Source organism: Bacillus niameyensis (assembly GCF_001375535.1).
GTDB classification, from domain to species: Bacteria; Bacillota; Bacilli; order Bacillales; family Bacillaceae_C; genus Lederbergia; species Lederbergia niameyensis.
In genome coordinates this window covers 4,204,855-4,221,337 of sequence record NZ_LN831197.1, presented here as the reverse complement: position 1 = coordinate 4,221,337, position 16,483 = coordinate 4,204,855, and the positions used below count along the sequence as shown (strand labels likewise).

19 protein-coding genes are annotated in these 16,483 nt (G+C 37.9%); 7 read left to right on the top strand and 12 right to left on the bottom strand.

Annotated elements, in window-relative coordinates:
• Window positions 1-41 precede the first annotated feature (41 nt).
• The 3 genes from BN1243_RS19505 (at window position 42) to BN1243_RS19495 (ending at window position 2,731) form a co-directional block, all read left to right on the top strand.
• The gene (locus BN1243_RS19505; protein ID WP_062109631.1) at window positions 42-1,043 is read left to right on the top strand and encodes an ABC transporter substrate-binding protein; all 1,002 of its coding nucleotides are present in this window, start codon (window positions 42-44) and stop codon (window positions 1,041-1,043) included.
• Window positions 1,044-1,164: 121 nt separating this feature from the next.
• Window positions 1,165-1,938 carry an ABC transporter ATP-binding protein gene (locus BN1243_RS19500; protein WP_062109630.1) on the top strand — a complete coding sequence of 258 codons (774 nt, stop codon included), beginning with the start codon at window positions 1,165-1,167 and terminating at the stop codon, window positions 1,936-1,938.
• Window positions 1,922-2,731, top strand: a complete 810-nt coding sequence (locus BN1243_RS19495) for an ABC transporter permease (RefSeq protein ID WP_062109628.1) — start codon at window positions 1,922-1,924, stop codon at window positions 2,729-2,731. The genes BN1243_RS19500 and BN1243_RS19495 overlap by 17 nt, the downstream gene beginning before the upstream one ends.
• Window positions 2,732-2,739: 8 nt before the next feature.
• Here BN1243_RS19495 and ytkD read toward each other — a convergent pair whose 3' ends face one another.
• The 3 genes from ytkD to BN1243_RS19480 form a co-directional block, all read right to left on the bottom strand.
• Window positions 2,740-3,204, bottom strand: coding sequence for an RNA deprotection pyrophosphohydrolase (gene ytkD, locus BN1243_RS19490; protein ID WP_062109626.1), 465 nt, complete (start codon window positions 3,202-3,204; stop codon window positions 2,740-2,742).
• Window positions 3,205-3,270: 66 nt separating this feature from the next.
• A complete protein-coding gene (locus BN1243_RS19485; RefSeq protein WP_326569855.1) occupies window positions 3,271-3,600 on the bottom strand; it encodes a hydrolase in 330 nt (109 codons plus the stop codon).
• A 301-nt stretch (window positions 3,601-3,901) separates the two neighbouring features.
• Window positions 3,902-4,345: a Dps family protein gene (locus BN1243_RS19480; protein WP_062109622.1), complete on the bottom strand. Its 444-nt coding sequence runs from the start codon at window positions 4,343-4,345 to the stop codon at window positions 3,902-3,904.
• Between the two features lie 241 nt (window positions 4,346-4,586).
• On the opposite strand from BN1243_RS19480, the gene BN1243_RS19475 reads away from it, so the two are divergent.
• From BN1243_RS19475 to BN1243_RS19460, 4 genes are read left to right on the top strand one after another with little or no spacing between them, the layout of a single operon-like run.
• Window positions 4,587-5,174: a TetR/AcrR family transcriptional regulator gene (locus tag BN1243_RS19475; protein ID WP_062109620.1), complete on the top strand. Its 588-nt coding sequence runs from the start codon at window positions 4,587-4,589 to the stop codon at window positions 5,172-5,174.
• Window positions 5,164-6,432, top strand: a complete 1,269-nt coding sequence (locus BN1243_RS19470) for a cytosine permease (RefSeq protein WP_062109618.1) — start codon at window positions 5,164-5,166, stop codon at window positions 6,430-6,432. Before BN1243_RS19475 ends, BN1243_RS19470 begins: the two co-directional genes overlap by 11 nt.
• The gene (locus BN1243_RS19465) at window positions 6,433-7,524 is read left to right on the top strand and encodes a DUF917 domain-containing protein (protein WP_062109616.1); all 1,092 of its coding nucleotides are present in this window, start codon (window positions 6,433-6,435) and stop codon (window positions 7,522-7,524) included. It abuts the gene before it with no gap.
• Window positions 7,524-9,068 (top strand): hydantoinase/oxoprolinase N-terminal domain-containing protein, encoded by a 1,545-nt coding sequence (locus BN1243_RS19460; protein ID WP_062109614.1) that lies wholly within the window; start codon window positions 7,524-7,526, stop codon window positions 9,066-9,068. Before BN1243_RS19465 ends, BN1243_RS19460 begins: the two co-directional genes overlap by 1 nt.
• 209 nt (window positions 9,069-9,277) lie before the next feature.
• On the opposite strand, the gene BN1243_RS19455 is transcribed toward BN1243_RS19460, so the two are convergent.
• The 9 genes from BN1243_RS19455 to BN1243_RS19415 all read right to left on the bottom strand — a co-directional run bounded on the left by BN1243_RS19455 (window position 9,278) and on the right by BN1243_RS19415 (window position 16,430).
• Window positions 9,278-10,621 carry an ABC transporter substrate-binding protein gene (locus BN1243_RS19455; RefSeq protein ID WP_062109612.1) on the bottom strand — a complete coding sequence of 448 codons (1,344 nt, stop codon included), beginning with the start codon at window positions 10,619-10,621 and terminating at the stop codon, window positions 9,278-9,280.
• Between the two features lie 69 nt (window positions 10,622-10,690).
• A complete protein-coding gene (locus tag BN1243_RS19450) occupies window positions 10,691-11,476 on the bottom strand; it encodes a glycoside hydrolase family 16 protein (protein ID WP_062109610.1) in 786 nt (261 codons plus the stop codon).
• A 56-nt stretch (window positions 11,477-11,532) separates the two neighbouring features.
• Window positions 11,533-12,543, bottom strand: a complete 1,011-nt coding sequence (locus BN1243_RS19445; protein WP_062109608.1) for a LacI family DNA-binding transcriptional regulator — start codon at window positions 12,541-12,543, stop codon at window positions 11,533-11,535.
• Between the two features lie 208 nt (window positions 12,544-12,751).
• Entirely contained in the window at window positions 12,752-13,411 is a 660-nt protein-coding gene (locus tag BN1243_RS19440; RefSeq protein ID WP_062109606.1) for a hypothetical protein, read from the bottom strand.
• Between the two features lie 87 nt (window positions 13,412-13,498).
• Entirely contained in the window at window positions 13,499-13,906 is a 408-nt protein-coding gene (locus BN1243_RS19435) for a nucleotidyltransferase substrate binding protein (protein WP_062109604.1), read from the bottom strand.
• Window positions 13,875-14,216 (bottom strand): nucleotidyltransferase domain-containing protein, encoded by a 342-nt coding sequence (locus BN1243_RS19430; RefSeq protein ID WP_062109602.1) that lies wholly within the window; start codon window positions 14,214-14,216, stop codon window positions 13,875-13,877. The genes BN1243_RS19435 and BN1243_RS19430 overlap by 32 nt, the downstream gene beginning before the upstream one ends.
• A gap of 39 nt (window positions 14,217-14,255) precedes the next feature.
• Window positions 14,256-14,867 carry a transglutaminase-like domain-containing protein gene (locus BN1243_RS19425; protein ID WP_062109600.1) on the bottom strand — a complete coding sequence of 204 codons (612 nt, stop codon included), beginning with the start codon at window positions 14,865-14,867 and terminating at the stop codon, window positions 14,256-14,258.
• 55 nt (window positions 14,868-14,922) lie between these two features.
• Entirely contained in the window at window positions 14,923-15,471 is a 549-nt protein-coding gene (locus BN1243_RS19420) for a DinB family protein (RefSeq protein WP_062109599.1), read from the bottom strand.
• A gap of 92 nt (window positions 15,472-15,563) precedes the next feature.
• Window positions 15,564-16,430, bottom strand: a complete 867-nt coding sequence (locus tag BN1243_RS19415; RefSeq protein WP_062109597.1) for an MBL fold metallo-hydrolase — start codon at window positions 16,428-16,430, stop codon at window positions 15,564-15,566.
• Window positions 16,431-16,483: the final 53 nt, after the last annotated feature.

Here is a 16,483-nt window from a genome sequence, read left to right as displayed (position 1 = left end):
TTATATCTTAGCTTCAATAGACGTAACGAGGAGGAAAACAGATGAAGACACAACTAAAAATCGCAATTTTCGTCATGGTGTCTTTAATCACCCTGATCGGGATGACAGCTTGTACGAAAAAAGACAGCCTAGAGAAGGTAAAATTGGCAGAAGTCACCCGCTCGATATTTTATACACCCCAGTATGTTGCACTGGAAAAAGGCTTTTTTGAAGATGAGGGATTGGATGTCGAACTAACAACAACATGGGGTGGAGATAAAACTATGACCACTCTGTTGTCGGATGGCGCAGATATTGCGCTTGTCGGTTCTGAAACTTCCATTTATGTGTATGCCCAAGGAGCAACAGATCCTGTAATTAATTTTGCGCAATTAACCGCTACTGACGGCACATTCCTCGTTTCTCGTGAAAAGATCGATAGCTTCGATTGGGGGATGCTTAAAGATTCCACATTTTTAGGTCAACGAAAAGGTGGAATGCCACAAATGGTGGGCGAATATGTCTTAAAACAACATGGGATCGATCCTCATTCTGACCTGGAATTAATTCAAAACATTGATTTTGGTAATATTCCTAATGCTTTCGCCTCCGGAACAGGTGACTTTGTTCAACTTTTCGAACCAACTGCATCTGTCTTTGAAAAAGAAGGAAAAGGATATATTGTGGCTTCCTTTGGCGAAGAATCAGGCCACGTTCCTTATACCACTTTTATGGCCAAAAAAAGTTACATGGATACGAACCCAGAAATTGTTGAAAAATTTGTTCGCGCCCTCTATAAAGCTCAACTATGGGTGGAAGAAAATAGTGCAGCCGAAATAGCTAAAGTAGTAGAACCATTCTTTGAAGACTCTGATCTCGAAACAATCGAAGTAGTTGTAGATCGTTATAAGAGTCAAGGCTCCTTTGCTAAAGATATGCGTTTATCAAAAGAAGGCTGGGAAAACTTGCAAGCCATTATGGATGAAGCCGGAGAACTTCCCGAAAAATCCGATTATGAAGATCTCGTTAATACATCGATTGTCGAAAATGTAATGAATGAATAAGTGGAAGGCCAAAGTTGAACGACGTACAAACTCTAAACGTGATAAGTGAACCAATGTTGACTCATCGTAGGCTGGACACTAAAACTAGAAGAATTAAATCTAAATAAAGGAGGCCGAAATCATGAGTTTTATTGAAGCAAAAGGAGTCGGCCACTACTATTTCACTCCCACAACTGCTACAGAAGCACTGGAAGACGTTTCATTCACCATTGAGGAGGGAGAATTTATCTCCTTCCTTGGACCAAGTGGCTGCGGAAAGACAACTATGCTATCCATTCTAGCAGGGTTAATCACACCAACTACTGGTCAAGTCATTATTGATCAGCAAACACCTGAAGATAACTCAAATTTTATCGGATATATGCTTCAACAAGATTATCTATTTCCGTGGAAAACTATTGAAGACAATATTTTACTTGGATTAAAACTAAATGGCCGGTTAAGTGAGGAAACGAAAATAACGGCTTTAGATTTCCTTAAACAAATTGGATTGGAAAATGTGGAGAAACAAAATCCTCAACAACTGTCCGGTGGAATGCGACAACGCGTAGCTCTCGCTAGAACGATGGCCGTCAATCCCAAATTACTTCTTTTGGATGAACCATTTTCCGCACTTGACTATCAAACAAAGCTAAAACTAGAAGATCTCGTCTTTGACATCTTGAAAGCCTATGGAAAAACAGCTGTCCTTGTAACACATGATATCGGAGAAGCTATTTCTATGAGTGATCGGATCTTCCTTTTTTCTCAAAGGCCGGGAAGAATAATACAAGAATTTAAGGTGCCAGATGAATTACGTAACCTTACACCGTTCGATGTTCGCAGCAAAGAATCTTATAATCAAATCTTTCAAACTATTTGGAAGGAGCTGGAATCCCTTGAAAAAGACACTTGATCCTAATCTCCTTCACAATCAGTATAAACAGAAATTAGCAACTGAAAAGAAATGGGTTCGATTTTATCAAATCTTAATTTTCATCGTGTTTTTTTCCTTTTGGGAGATTGCCAGTCGTATGCACTGGATCGATCCACTCATCTTCAGTTCTCCTTCAAAGGTCGGCTCGTTATTTGTTGAAAAATTCGCCGATTCTTCCCTGTTTACTCATGTTGGAGTAACTGTATTTGAAACTGTCCTCGGCTTTATTTTAGGAACAGCACTCGGAACTTTATTAGCAGCCATTCTCTGGTGGTCGCCCTTCTTTTCAAAAATATTAGATCCATATCTAGTAGTGGCAAATGCCATGCCAAAGGTTGCACTCGGTCCAATCCTAATTGTTGCGTTTGGTCCTGGTTTTACTTCGATCATCGCGATGGGGACTCTCGTTTCTGTTATTATTACCACAATCGTCATCTATACTTCCTTTCGAGAAGTGGATGGAAACTACATTAAAGTTCTTCGTACCTTTGGCGCCACAAGAAAACAAACTTTTCAAGAAGCTATTTTGCCAGCCTCTTTCCCTACAATTATATCCACATTAAAAGTAAATGTTGGACTTTCTTGGGTCGGAGTTATTGTTGGAGAATATCTTGTATCAGCCAAGGGACTAGGCTATATGATCATTTATGGTTTCCAAGTATTCAACTTTTCACTCGTCATGCTGTCGCTTTTACTCATTGCTATTTTTGCAACTATTATGTATAAAGGTGTGGAATGGTTAGAGAGAATATTAATTAAAAATCTTGGGTAAGACTGTCTCTATGAGGCAGTCTCATCTAATATTTTTCTAAGAGCCATTGGTACGACTTGGTCTTTCATAATAAAACTATACTCTGGGCGATCTAACTCTTCCAAGAGGTTGCCTGCTTTTAATACTGGTCCATTCGTTTCCATATAATCAGGAAGCTCTTCTAGCTGGCCAACTTCAGCTAGCATAAGCGCCTTTACAAACTGATTATCTACACAATACTCACCAAGATAATCAAGCGTCTGGACGATTCCTCCTGTTTCTTCATAAACCTCTCTTCTAGCCGCGTCCTCTATCTTTTCATTCAACTCTACTTTCCCACCCGGAAATTCAAGTCCACGTAATTTATGATCTGTTAAAAGCCACTTTCCTTGAAAACGACAAATAACAAGGACATGACGGGCTTTTATAAAAAAAGCATCCTTTTTAAATATCAGTGCAAGTGGTTTTCCATTAGCATCGATGAATTCGTACATAAAAAAGTTCACTCCCTCTTTCCATACTATACGACAATCAGGAAAAAAGGAGTGAACATATGCGTTTTATTTACTTGTAAAGTCCTCCAAAATTCCGATACTGTCAATATGATCTTTCGCTTCTTGATCACCAAGTTGATAGATCATCTCGTAGATCCTTATTAAGTTTTGATCATACCGATCATTAGTTGGATCATTGTGATATTCCATAACGGGTATATGTGCGCGGGCAAAATCAGCAATGCTATTATCATAATTGGCATTAAAAATCTGTCTTAGTTGTTGGATTTCTTTATCGGTTGCACTGATTTTAAACTGCCAAGGTGATGCGCTGGGAGTGGAAAAAATTTCTCCTGCCCCAATGGAAATATAATAGGTCTGCTTTTCCGAATCCAAAATAATGGCCTCCCTTTTACATTAGATAAGAAAGTATAAAATTTGGCTAGTGCTTGGTCTAGCTCCAGCGCCCAGCGACTAGCAAACTTTCAGCTTCTTCCTACGATAAGTCAACATCGGCTCGTGCCTCGCCGTGTTTCCTTTATATCGGGCCAACAGGACGTTGGTCAGAACGGCGTTGCGCCAGGACGGCGCGCCTTTAGCCGTTCATCCTTATGATAAAAGTTTGTACGTCGCTAAGCGGGCGCTTGCGCTTTTCGAATGCTTTCCATTATTTTGCCGCCCACCAATTAAATTTATTCTATTGTCCTAAAAAAGCTTTCAGCATCCAATTATGCTTTTCCAAATTTGTTTGGATCCCAATAAACATATCTGTTGTTGGTTCATCTTGGTTGGAAGAAGCTATCTCAATTCCCTCTCTTAGTTCATCAATCAAAATGGTAAAATCATCTACAATCGATTGAACCATACCATTCGCATCCAAGCTTTCCTCCACTTCGCCAATGCTTGACAATTCTAATGCCTGTTTCAATGTTGCTACTGGTTTTCCTCCAATTGCCAACAGCCGTTCCGCCAAATCATCTAAATATGTTGCAGCCTCATCGTATAACTCTTCAAATTTCACGTGGAGCGAGAAAAAATGAGGTCCTTTTACATACCAATGATGATTATGTAATTTCGTATAAAGTACAGTCCAGTTAGCTACTTGTTTATTCACTACTTGAATTAATTGTGTATTCTCCATCTCTCTATCACTCCTTTATTTAAAAATATTCCCTAATTTATTGCCATTAAACTTTAACTTCTCCTTTTAATTGGAAACTATTCTTTAAGTATTTCTCTTATTATTTACTCAAATGAATTATCGCAATTTTAGTAAAAACGAGTTATTTTTTATTAATATACTAGATTATGAATAAAAATAACTTGCAATTCGACAAAAACTGCTATAATATTTACCTAACGATCATTAGGTGGTGAATTTTTTGACTAAAGAAAAGATTTTAGCAGCTGCGATAAATCAGTATTCCCTACATAATTATCATGGAGCTACTATGCAAAAGATTGCAAAAGAAGTAGGAATTAAACCCGCTTCGATCTATTTTTTTTACAAAAATAAAGAAGATTTATTTGTTGCTGCTTTTGAACAGTTGTTGGAAGATCACTTCACAACAATTCAGAAGATTATGAACGGAGTACGAGGACGTCCACTTTTGGATGTATTTCAGCATTTATTTAATGGAGCTGTTGAATACCATATTCATCATGAAAATGAAACTAATGCTTATATCTCACTTATTAATTCACCACCACAAGAAATTAAACATTTCTTACATGAGCACATGGCAAGGTTTGATGATTGGCTATTTGAATCTTTGCTAGATATAACCCAAATAGATCAGCCGCATATAACAGAAGAACAAGCTGTTGTTTTAACAAAACAAGCTGTTCTTTTAATGGATGGACTTTTCTGGGAAATCAATCTCTATGATAAAAATACTTTGCGTGATCAAATAAAACTTGCACTGGACATCATGAAAATTTTACTGGAGGGATTAAAACATGAAAAATGATTATGCAAGAGAAGCTGTACCAATGAATGAAAGAAAAAAATGGTTTTCAATTAGTTTAGTTTGGATTGCGGTTGGCATTGATTTATCTGCCATGTTATTCGGAGCGGAGTTAGGTGCAGGGATGGCATTTGAAGATGCATTAATTGCTGTCCTTATTGGTTCTACTATTTTAGGTGTTTTAGCTGCTTTTTGTGCTTATGTAGGTGCCGTTACTGGTTTATCTACTTCAATGATTTCTAAATTTACATTCGGATCAGCTGGTGCTAAATTAGTTTCTCTTTTCCTAGCAATCTCGTTACTTGGTTGGTTTGGTGTGCAAACAGGATTTTTTGCCGAAAATGCCTTTGCAGCGATTAAAGGAGTTGCTGGCTGGGATATACCGATCCCGGTTTTAGCAGGTATTGGCGGCGTCCTGATGATGACAACAGCAGTATTTGGTTACCGAGCAATTGAAAAGCTCAGTTCTTGGTCTGTTCCTTTACTATTAATCTTAGTTATTTTATCCGTTATTTTCGCAATAAATAAATTCGGAACTAGTAAGCTATCTGCACCTGTAGAAAATGTCTTCTCCCTTGGGATGGCTATCTCGCTCGTAATAAGTGTTTTTGTTGTCGGTGCGGTTATTTCTCCTGATATATCACGTTGGGCACGTACGAAAAAGGACGCCGTCTTAGCATCATTCTTCGGATTTTTCTTTGGTAATAGTTTTATGATCGTGATTGCGATGATCCTTTCTAGAATCATGGATGAAAGTGATTTAACTACAATTATGATTACAGTTGGATTAGGCGTTCCTGGGATTCTAGTGTTAATTCTTGCTCAGTGGACAACAAACACAAGCAATGCTTATTCATCAGGACTAAGTTTATCAGTGATTTTTTCTAAAACAAATAAAGTCGTTCTAACATTAATTGCAGGCACTATCGGAACTTTACTTGCCGTTTTCGGAATTTACGATTATTTCATTGATTTCTTAACAATCATGACGATGTTTATTGCACCGATCGGTGGTGTATATACCGCATCTTATTATATTGGAGGAATATCGTTATTCACAAAAGAAAATCATTATACTATCAAATTACTCCCCCTAATTGCGTGGGCGCTTGGCACACTAATTAGTTGGTTGACGATGGAAGGACCGATTGGATTAGAACTATTTAAATTAACGACAATCTCTTCTGTAGATAGTTTCTTAGTTGCTTTTATATTCCAAGCACTATTCTTACTTGTACTCAAAAAGAAGGAGATTTTGTAAATGAGATGGTTAACTGAAAAAGACATTGAAAATATCGCAATTGGCGCGACTGTCCTTGGAACTGGCGGGGGCGGCGATCCATATATCGGGAAGTTAATGGCTCTATCTGCGATCAAAAAATACGGACCTGTCCAAGTAGTGACGGTAGATGAATTAAATGATAATGATTGGGTATTACCTGCTTCTGGCATGGGCTCCCCAAGTGTTCTTGTTGAAAAAATCCCTTCTTTTGAGCAATTGGAAGCACCATTACGGGCGTTTGAAAAAGCTTGCGGAAAAAAAGTTGATGTTGTCATGCCGATTGAAGTCGGTGGCGTCAATTCCTTAATACCTGTTGCTGTTGCAGCGATGAATGGAATTCCTATTTTAGACGGTGATGCAATGGGACGGGCATTTCCAGAAGCTCAAATGGTCACCTTCCATTTAGATGGACTCAAACCAGAACTCGCTACGATCGGTGATGAACAGGGCAATGTTGTGACAATTGAACCTGCAGATGGTTTTTGGAGCGAAAAATTAGCTCGAAATATTACGATCGCTATGGGTGGTTCTTCGATCGTTTGTGATTACGGAATTACTGGAGCTCAAGCGAAGAAAAGCGTGATTCCTGGTACTTTATCACTCGCACAACAAATTGGCGAAGTTTTGGCAGCAAAACGGACAGATGTGATTCATCCGATTTTGCGAATAATTGATTTGCTAGGGGGTTACCGTTTATTTAAAGGAAAAGCAGTTTTCATAAAACGAGGTATTCAAGGTGGATTTACACGTGGAGAAGCCCATTTTGATGGAACAGATCAATACGAAAAGCTATCCTGTACATTATTTTTCCAGAATGAACATTTGCTTGCAGAAATAGAAGGCAAACCAATCGCAATGACCCCTGATTTACTCGCTGTACTTGATGAGGAAACTGGCATGCCTATTACAACGGAAGGGCTAAAATATGGGGCAAGAGTTGTTATCGTTGCATTTCCAGCCCATGAAAAGTGGAGAAGTCCGATCGGTATTGAAACAGCCGGTCCCCGTTATTTTAAGTATCCGTATGACTATGTACCATTGGAAACGTTAGTAAAGGAGCATGCAAAATAATGATTAGATTAGGAATTGATGTTGGCGGAACAAATACGGACGGCGTTATTTTAAACGAAAAGAATCAAGTGCTTTGCAGCGCAAAAACTCCAACAACAGATGATGTGTTTACTGGAATTGAAAATACAATTGATGCATTACTTTCACAGTCCCATATAAATGTTGAGGATATTCAAGTAGCGACACTTGGGACAACTCATTGTACAAATGCCATCGTTGAAAGGAAAGCATTAAATAAAATAGGAATCATTCGTTTGAGTCTCCCTTCTGGTTCAACAGTACCACCTTTACTTGGCTGGCCAGAAGATTTGATTGAAAAATTAGAGGCTGTCACTTTACTTGTCCATGGAGGCTATGAGTACAATGGAGAACCGATTGCTCAGCTTGATTTTGCTGAATTAAAACAAGCTGCAGAACAATTCCGTGGGCGCGTCGATTCAATAGCCATTTCTGGTGTATTTTCTCCTGTTCTGAATGAGCAAGAAAAAGCTGTAGCAGCCTTCTTTGAAAAGGAACTGCCCGGGATTCCTTTATCTTTATCCAGTGAAATTGGCTCTATCGGATTAATAGAACGGGAAAATGCCACTATTTTAAATGCAGCTTTGATGAACACAATTAACCACGTTTCCAATGGATTTGAACGAGCATTACAAGACAAGGGGATTGATGCGCGAATCTTTTTAGGACAAAACGATGGAACGTTGATGACGCATCAATTCGCACAGAAATATCCTATTTTTACAATTGCATGCGGCCCGACAAATTCGATTCGGGGAGCTGCCCATCTTTCTCAGGAACCAAATGCGATTGTTGTGGATATTGGTGGAACAACGACTGATATCGGTGTACTATCTAATAGTTTCCCCCGTCAAACATCCCTTGCCGTCGAAGTTGGGGGAGTTAGGACTAACTACCGAATGCCTGATATTTATTCAATTGGTTTCGGGGGAGGAACACGAGTTTATTTGAATGGTGATAGTTGGAAAATTGGCCCTGAAAGTGTCGGCTATCAATTAACAGAAAAAGCAATAGTGTTTGGTGGGAATGATTTGACTGCAACAGATGTTGCTATAGGCGCTGGTGTCATGAACATTGATAACATAGATTCGTCCCGAATTGAGGGAATTCCAACTGAAAAGATTTATCCAGATTTTGTAGAAATGGTAGAAAAAGCAGTTGATCGCATGAAAACGAGCGCGGAGAACCTTCCTGTTGTACTTGTCGGCGGAGGAGCAGCCTTAATGCCAAAAGAATTAAAAGGAGCCAGCCGTGTTATCCGTCCTGAACATGCGGGAGTTGCTAATGCCATTGGTGCAGCTCTTGGAGATATTAGCGGAAATGTCGAAAAAATTTATTCTCTTGATTTACTTACTTATCAAGAAGCGATTGAAGAGGCAAAAACAGAAGCCATTGAAGCTGCAATTGAGGCTGGAGCAGATCTAGAGAAAATCGATATTATCCAATTAGAAGATTTCCCGCTCGCCTACATGCCAGGTAATGCGATATTAGTAAGAGTAAAAGCAGCGGGGCCGTTAAAGTTATAAGTATGTTCTGAAAAACGGGGGATTCCTCCCGTTTTTTTGGGATCTTCATAGTAAAAAATAGCTGTTTTTGTGCCACACTCGTGAGAAAAGAAGCTTATTAGCATAATAAACTGGATGATTGTATGATTACGTTGCAAGAACTTTATTGATTGACGTCCCCCAGGTGAAAAAGTATTAACACACTGGAGGACAGGCCTAAGGATCGCACTCTATTTTTTACCCTTTTCGTCCTCTAATAAAATGGTTAAAGCTTCGTCTGCTTCTCGCAAGATAGTGTTAATATCCTTCTTTTCTTCTATTAATTCTCGAACCATAGTTTCATATATCCCGCCAGCTAAATCCTCATATTCGGAATAACGCTCACTTCCAGGTGAGGGTGCTTGCTTCGTTAATGCCTCTATATTAAGATCACTAGCATGAGGACGCTCTTTGATTAATTCCTCGAATAAATGCTCATTAATAGCAGGATCTTTTAGTGCAGATGCTTGCCCTGCCTTTGACCACTCAATCTGTTTTTCATCGGAGAGTAAATAGGCAATCACCTTAAACGCTTCATCCGGATGTTCACTCGTTTTCGTGACACCTAAACTAAATGCTTTAGATGAGCGCGCAATTCCCGGAAGATCTTCCCATTCAGGATAAGTTACAATACCGAAATTCAAAGATTCCTCACTGGAGTACCAATCGATTAATTGCCAAAGTGGGAGCATCGCCACATTTCTTTCACTTATAAATTGATTTCCCCATTCATATAGAAATGCATCCGATTCTTCTTGTGGTATATTCCCAGGAATACTTGCCATTTGCTCGATTGTTTGCAACACTTTTACAAATTCTTCACGATATCCATCTTTCATAATTGTAGACTCATCCGTATCTGGATCAACAAAAACAAGTCCACGTTGATCATATAAAATACTTGGAAAAGCAGGCTGTAACCCGTGATACTGTACTCCACCCTTTTCACCAGTTACTTTCGCTGCTAATGAAATACTCTCATCCCACGTCATATTATCTGTTGGATATTCCACTCCAAATATATCAAATATATCTTTGTTGTAATGTAAAGCCGTCAATCCTAGTGATAACGGTATAGTATATAAATTCCCATCCGAAAAAGTACGGTGTTCAGTCAATATATTAGGTTGGATTCGATTTAAATCAAAACCGTGCTTTTCAATTAGATCTGATAAGTCCAGTGCTAATTCACTTTCTACATAGTTCTTAATATTGATAGGATTTTCAACAAAATAAATATCTGGCAGTTCCTTTTTGGCAATTAATTCATCTAAATCACCAGTATCAATACGCTCTATCGTTATATAAGGGAACTTATCTTCGATCGGATCTTTATACTGCTTCTTAAATCCCTCATCATCAATTCCGTGAGCATGCAGGAATTTTAACGTAATTGGTTCTGGCTCGGTATTCTCTGGTTCGGTTTTCTGTTGTTCCTCATTTTCTTTCGGTCCATCTGTTGTCGAAGAACAGGCTGCTAGCAATAGACTCATGAACATGAGTAAAGAAATAGTTGACCACTTCAAAATTTTCATCTGAATCCCCTCACTTATCATTATTCGCTTTCGTACTGTGCGAATTTTCGGATAATTATTTTCAAAACTTTATATTGACTCATACACTCGAATATAATCAATTTCAAACATTTGTGGAAATACAGTTGACGGATCTGGGTTTCCCGGCCAGTTTCCACCAACGGCCAAGTTTAATTGTAAATAAAAAGATCTGTCAAACGGTGCTGGAAATGGCACGTTCTCTTTTCCATTTTCACGGGAAGAAAACCACGTGTTTTGTTTACAATAAAGTATGTCATTAACAAACCAGCGAAACTCAGTAGGTGTCCACTCCAATGCAAAGGTATGAAAGTCTTCAGAAAAATCCCCTTTGCTGAGCGTAAAGCTTTCTCCTGTATACGTATGAGGTTGACCATAATGAAGAGTTCCATGGACTTTGTTAGGGGAACAGCCAATCAACTCCATAATATCGATCTCACCACAACTAGGCCATCCTCCATAGATATTCATATCTGTTGGCATCATCCAAATTGCTGGCCACATTCCTTTACCTTTCGGGCATTTCGCCCTAATTTCAAACCTGCCATATTGCCAATCCGCTTTTCCTTTTGTTATCAGTTTTGCTGACGTATATTCTCTGCCTTCATATGTTTCTTTCAATGCCCGAATCACTAATTTCCCATTTCTCAAGTAAGCGTTTTCCCTTCGGTCCGTATAAAACTGCAGCTCGTTATTCCCAAAACCATGACCGCCAACAACATAGGTCCATTTTGATTGATCGATTTCTTCACCGGTAAATTCATCAGACCAAACTAATTTCCATTCACCTTGAGAGGAGCCTATCGTATTGGACGTCTCTCCTGAGTTTTGTATCATTTGAAAATCTCCTCCTTTTCATTTAACGAAACCCTTTTCGTAAATAGGCAAAAAAACTATTTAATGTTCTGGCACGATTCTCGAACAATTAATTCAGTAGGTATCATAGTCCTTGTATTTGACTTTTTATTATTATCAATCGCATCAATTAAAATATCAGCTGCTTTTCTACCGATACAATTCGTATTCTGTCTAATCGTCGTTAACTTTGGCGTAACATATTGAGCTAATTCAATATCATCAAAGCCAATAACCGAGATGTCTTGAGGGACTCGAAGACCACGGTCTTTAATAGCTTGTATTGCACCAAGTGCCATGTAATCACCTGCAACAAAAACAGCCGTGGGCCTATCTGCTAAATTCAGAAGCTTTTGCATCGCTTCATAACCACTGTCATAAGTAAAATAACCACCGTCAACGATCCACTCATCCTTGACTGGTAATCCGTACTGCTTTAACGCTTGTTTAAACCCTTCTCGCCGTTTTGGTCCTGAAAAAGTATCATCACCTCCCGAAATATGTGCGATGTGTCTATGGCCTAAGCTATAAAAATAGTGTACCGCCTCAAAACCACCGCGAATGTTATCTGAACAAACCGTGCTAGCTTGTTCTGACTCCATATCAATAAGGACACAAGGCATATCACTATTAAGTAGTTCTTGAACCTCTTCGTTGTGATATTCAGATTGAACAATTATTACACCGTCTATACTCCTAAATTGACAATGTTTCAAGTAACTAAATTCTTTTTTTCCGATATCTTTTGAGATGAACATTAGGTCATAACTTTTATATTCCATTCTTTCTTTGAAACTTTCAATTACAGCATTGAAAAACGGATGCTTGATCCCCATTCCAAAAGGTTCTACATAAAGAACGCCAACCATCCATGACTTTTTTGTTAAAAGAGTCCTTGCATGTGAGTTAGGGAGATACCCCATTTCCTTTGCTACTTTCAAGATTTCTTGTTTTGTTTTAGTGCTAATATCAGAATAGTCATTAAAGGCTTTAGAAACAGTAGTTGCTGAATATCCTGACTTTAAGGCAACATCATAAATTGTGGGCAATTTAGTACATCTCGCTTTCAATCGAAATGGGTTTCGTTAATGTATACGGTATCATGTTTAATAAAAATAGGCAATATAATTATTAAACAATTTTGAGTTTTTTGTTATATGTTTAAAGTACAATAAGTGTCCTTTTTTGAATTCTAAAAAGGGCATACATATCCTGTTGCCCTAATTCCTAAGTTTTTTCGCCTGTCCCTTAAAGCCATTATTTCAGGTGGCTGCGATAAGATTTGATAATCTTGAGATACTGCGTATCCCCTAGCCCATAATGTGAGAATTTTGCTAATAATTTCATGACTAGTTCCTTTTCTGGTATATCTTGGTGCGCTGTTATATATTGAACGAGTTCACTGTCTCTATCAAGATATTGTAAATATAAGTCAATGCCTTTTCTTAACGGCTTCGGAAAGACAAATTCGGGAGATTCCTTTTCAAGGAAAACTTGTTTGTACAGCTGATAATACCCTTCCGCCTTCAAGTCAAAGTTCTCCTTCAGTTCAAACTGATCTCCTACAATATGAAGTTTAATCTCCCCCTTATATCCTATTTGATCCAACCAGCCAAGAATCGTAAGAATATTCATTTGGCAAAACATATCCGCATCAAACCATAGGGTAAGATCAGTGAATTTTTTAGATAACAGCGGTTCTAGTGGTTGTAATGTAATTTCCTTGTATTGATCTAGTGTAACTTGATGAACATTAGCACGTATTTGAGCGAACGTATCGGAAAAAATAACCTCATGCACCTTCCCTTCACACATTGCCTCATTAAAAGGAACCATTACTTCTCCATTAAGGAAGCGTGTCTTTCTAAAATATTCATACATCATTTGTCCATTTAGAATATGAAGTGTCTGAGTCATAAACGAGGCTCCTTTTACAAGATTATTGATTCGTAGTACATTTGTTTTACTTGATTTAATTGGAGGGTTTTTTTCAGTTTTTTACATCTACTTAATCCTCATAATTTCTTGCTCCAGCTTACTATACAGGTCAGACAATAGATGGCAATAATAATTTTTAATTTTTTCATAAATGAGCCTTGCTTCTTCCTCATCATATATGTGAGAGGTTTTATTGCGATCTACCATCATATCAATCCATTGTTCCCCATCTTCGATTAAACCGTAAGAATTTGCTTCCCTTATCGTTGCCCTAGGACTTTTCATTTCTGTAATCCCGGTATATTCCAAAAACGTCTTCATAAGTTTCCAACTTAATTCAAAAGTGAACTCGAATCGCTGAATGACGCCATCATACACAATATCAGAGTCAACTTTAATTTTTGTTGCCTCTTTTAGTCTTGTACTCGCACGTTTGTAATCATCAAGCTTCTCGTAGAGCCTTTCCCTGTTCATATAAAACGACACCTTCCCTCCTAATATTAGAAATCATTTTTTCTTTAGTAAGGCGATCCATAAAGACAATATCTATTTTTAAGGGCGTAGACATCTCATGAATCGCTTGTTCGACTATGTTTTGCTTGGTATGTGAACTTTGATTTGTAAAAATAGCTAAATCAATATCAGAAGATCTATTGTAATCCCCTCTTGCTCTTGAACCAAATAATAAAACTTTATCTATATGTTTATTTTTTTTGCAGTAGCTTTGCAATTCATCAATGAAACGCTTTGAAATTCCGGTTGAATTCCACTCTGCATATTTCATGGTCTTCTCCTCAAATCCTTATAACGACTTTCATTTATATTAACATAAACTCTCCGGCAAATGATCTTCATACATTTCTAACACATTAGTATATCCCTCTAATACAGCTACAATTTTCGGATGAGGATATGCATAAATAAGAGGATAGTCCATTTCACCAAGATCGCGATTAATGGGAAAAGCTAATTTCTCTTCGTCAATTGAAAATTGAGCATCAATTCCGTCCTTATTCCCACGGGCATCTACCCTTATCCATTTGTTAAGTGATTGAAAGAAGACCGCATTTAAACCATGGATACAATACCCTTGTTCCGGAGTATCGAATAACATTAGACGTTGATAACAAAAGCCTGTTGGTATTCCTTGGGAGCGCAAAAGAGCTGCCAGTAAATGTGATTTTGCATAACAGATACCCTCTCTATGCATTAATACATCCGATGCCTTGCAAGTGACACGATTCCCTTTAATATCCCATGAATGAGAAATTTCATCACGAACAAATTCAAATGCGATTTTAGCTTTTTCAACGTCTGTTTGTTTATGATTGAAAAGTTCGTTCGCTTTTTTGCTTATTACATGATCAGAAAAATTAACTTCATTCAGCTCAAGTAAATAATCATCTAAATTGTTTGACTCACAAATCAGCTCCATTTTCTCAACTCCCTTTCTGTAATGATTAATAAGACATCGCCAATATGACCATGTCTTACTTCTCTCCTCTTAACTTCTTCACCATCATTTTTTTGATAATTCTAATTTGGCCTCTATGATTTAATTCATCTTCGAACACATGAAACCATTTAAAATAATTGTTTGCTGGTTGATCAAACCAGAAAGGTGTTTGCTGAAATAACCATCCGTCCGGAAGTGTTTTAAACGTTTCAATCGTTTCATTCCGAGTCTTCGCTAAAGCACTCATGTAAAACTCGATTGTATTTCCCTGAATTTGTTCTCGTGCTTTATCGCCTAATTCTAAAGCTGGATTTAATTTGACAATTTCTTCATCTGTCACTTCACGATTGTGAAAAGTTTCAATCTGATACGCTTTTTCTACTGCCACCATATGAGCCAGTAACATTCCAATTGAGTTGGCATCCTCATCATGAAGAAAATCCAGTTCTTCCTTTGATAGATTTTTTACCTCTTCAAGAGTCATTACCCTCATATAATTCATCATTGAAACTAACTTACTAAACTCTATGCTTAAGTCACTCTTTTGATCAATTAAAAATAATGTTTTCAAATCTACTTCCATAATTTCACCTACTTAGATTAAGTTGCTCAGACCTTTTTAACCGCTAGTTGTTTTAATGAGACTTTTTTCAACTATGCCGTGCTATCGCTTTATCATTCAATTAAATGTGTTCGGCTATCCCCATTATTTTTCAAAGCTCCTGGAGAAACATAAATAAACCTTTCAAAGCGTGAGCATACATGACATTTTTGCATCGGGTAATGTTCATACAAATAATCAATCATTCTACCCGGTTTTTCAGAATTTCCAGGAAACATGTCATAATGCAAAGGTATTACTGTATCGACACCAGCTTTAACTGCTAGCTCTGCGGCTTCTCGTACATCCATATTCCCTACAATATTTCGTTGATTCCGAAAAAAATCTCTACCATTGATAGGAAGGAACGCTAAATCAATCGCTTCCTTTTTTAGCAATTCTACTAATCCTGGATAAACAACCGTATCCCCCGCGAAATAAACTTTTACTCCATTCATCTCTAAAATGTATCCAACAAATCGATGACCATAATCAGAAGAATACTCAAATTCTTCATGCGCAGCTGGTATTGCCTTTATCTTGACGCCGGCAATGCACCTTTCTCGAGTCGTATCCGCATGGATGATACGATCTTGGTGAACACCGCATTCTTGCAAACGTTCATGACAATAGGCCGGTGCGATAAACGTAGTTTGGCTGTTGACTTTAGCGATCGCCTCGACTGCATATGGATCTAAATGGTCAATATGATCATGGGAAATACACACATAATCTATATTAGATAGCATTTCAGCTTGAAAAGGAGGTTGAAATGCTCGATAAGGTGCTGGATCTAAATAAGGGTCTAAGCAAACAATTTTATTATCTGCTTTTAATAGAATACTATTTTGACCTAAAAACCAAACAGCCAGCATTCCTTCAGGGACTACGGTTTCTTTCAGTTCTTTTATTATTTCTAACCCGCGATCTGAATGTTCCATTTTTACTAATCTCCTTTCGTCCTTATACCTATATACAACATTTTCACTATTCG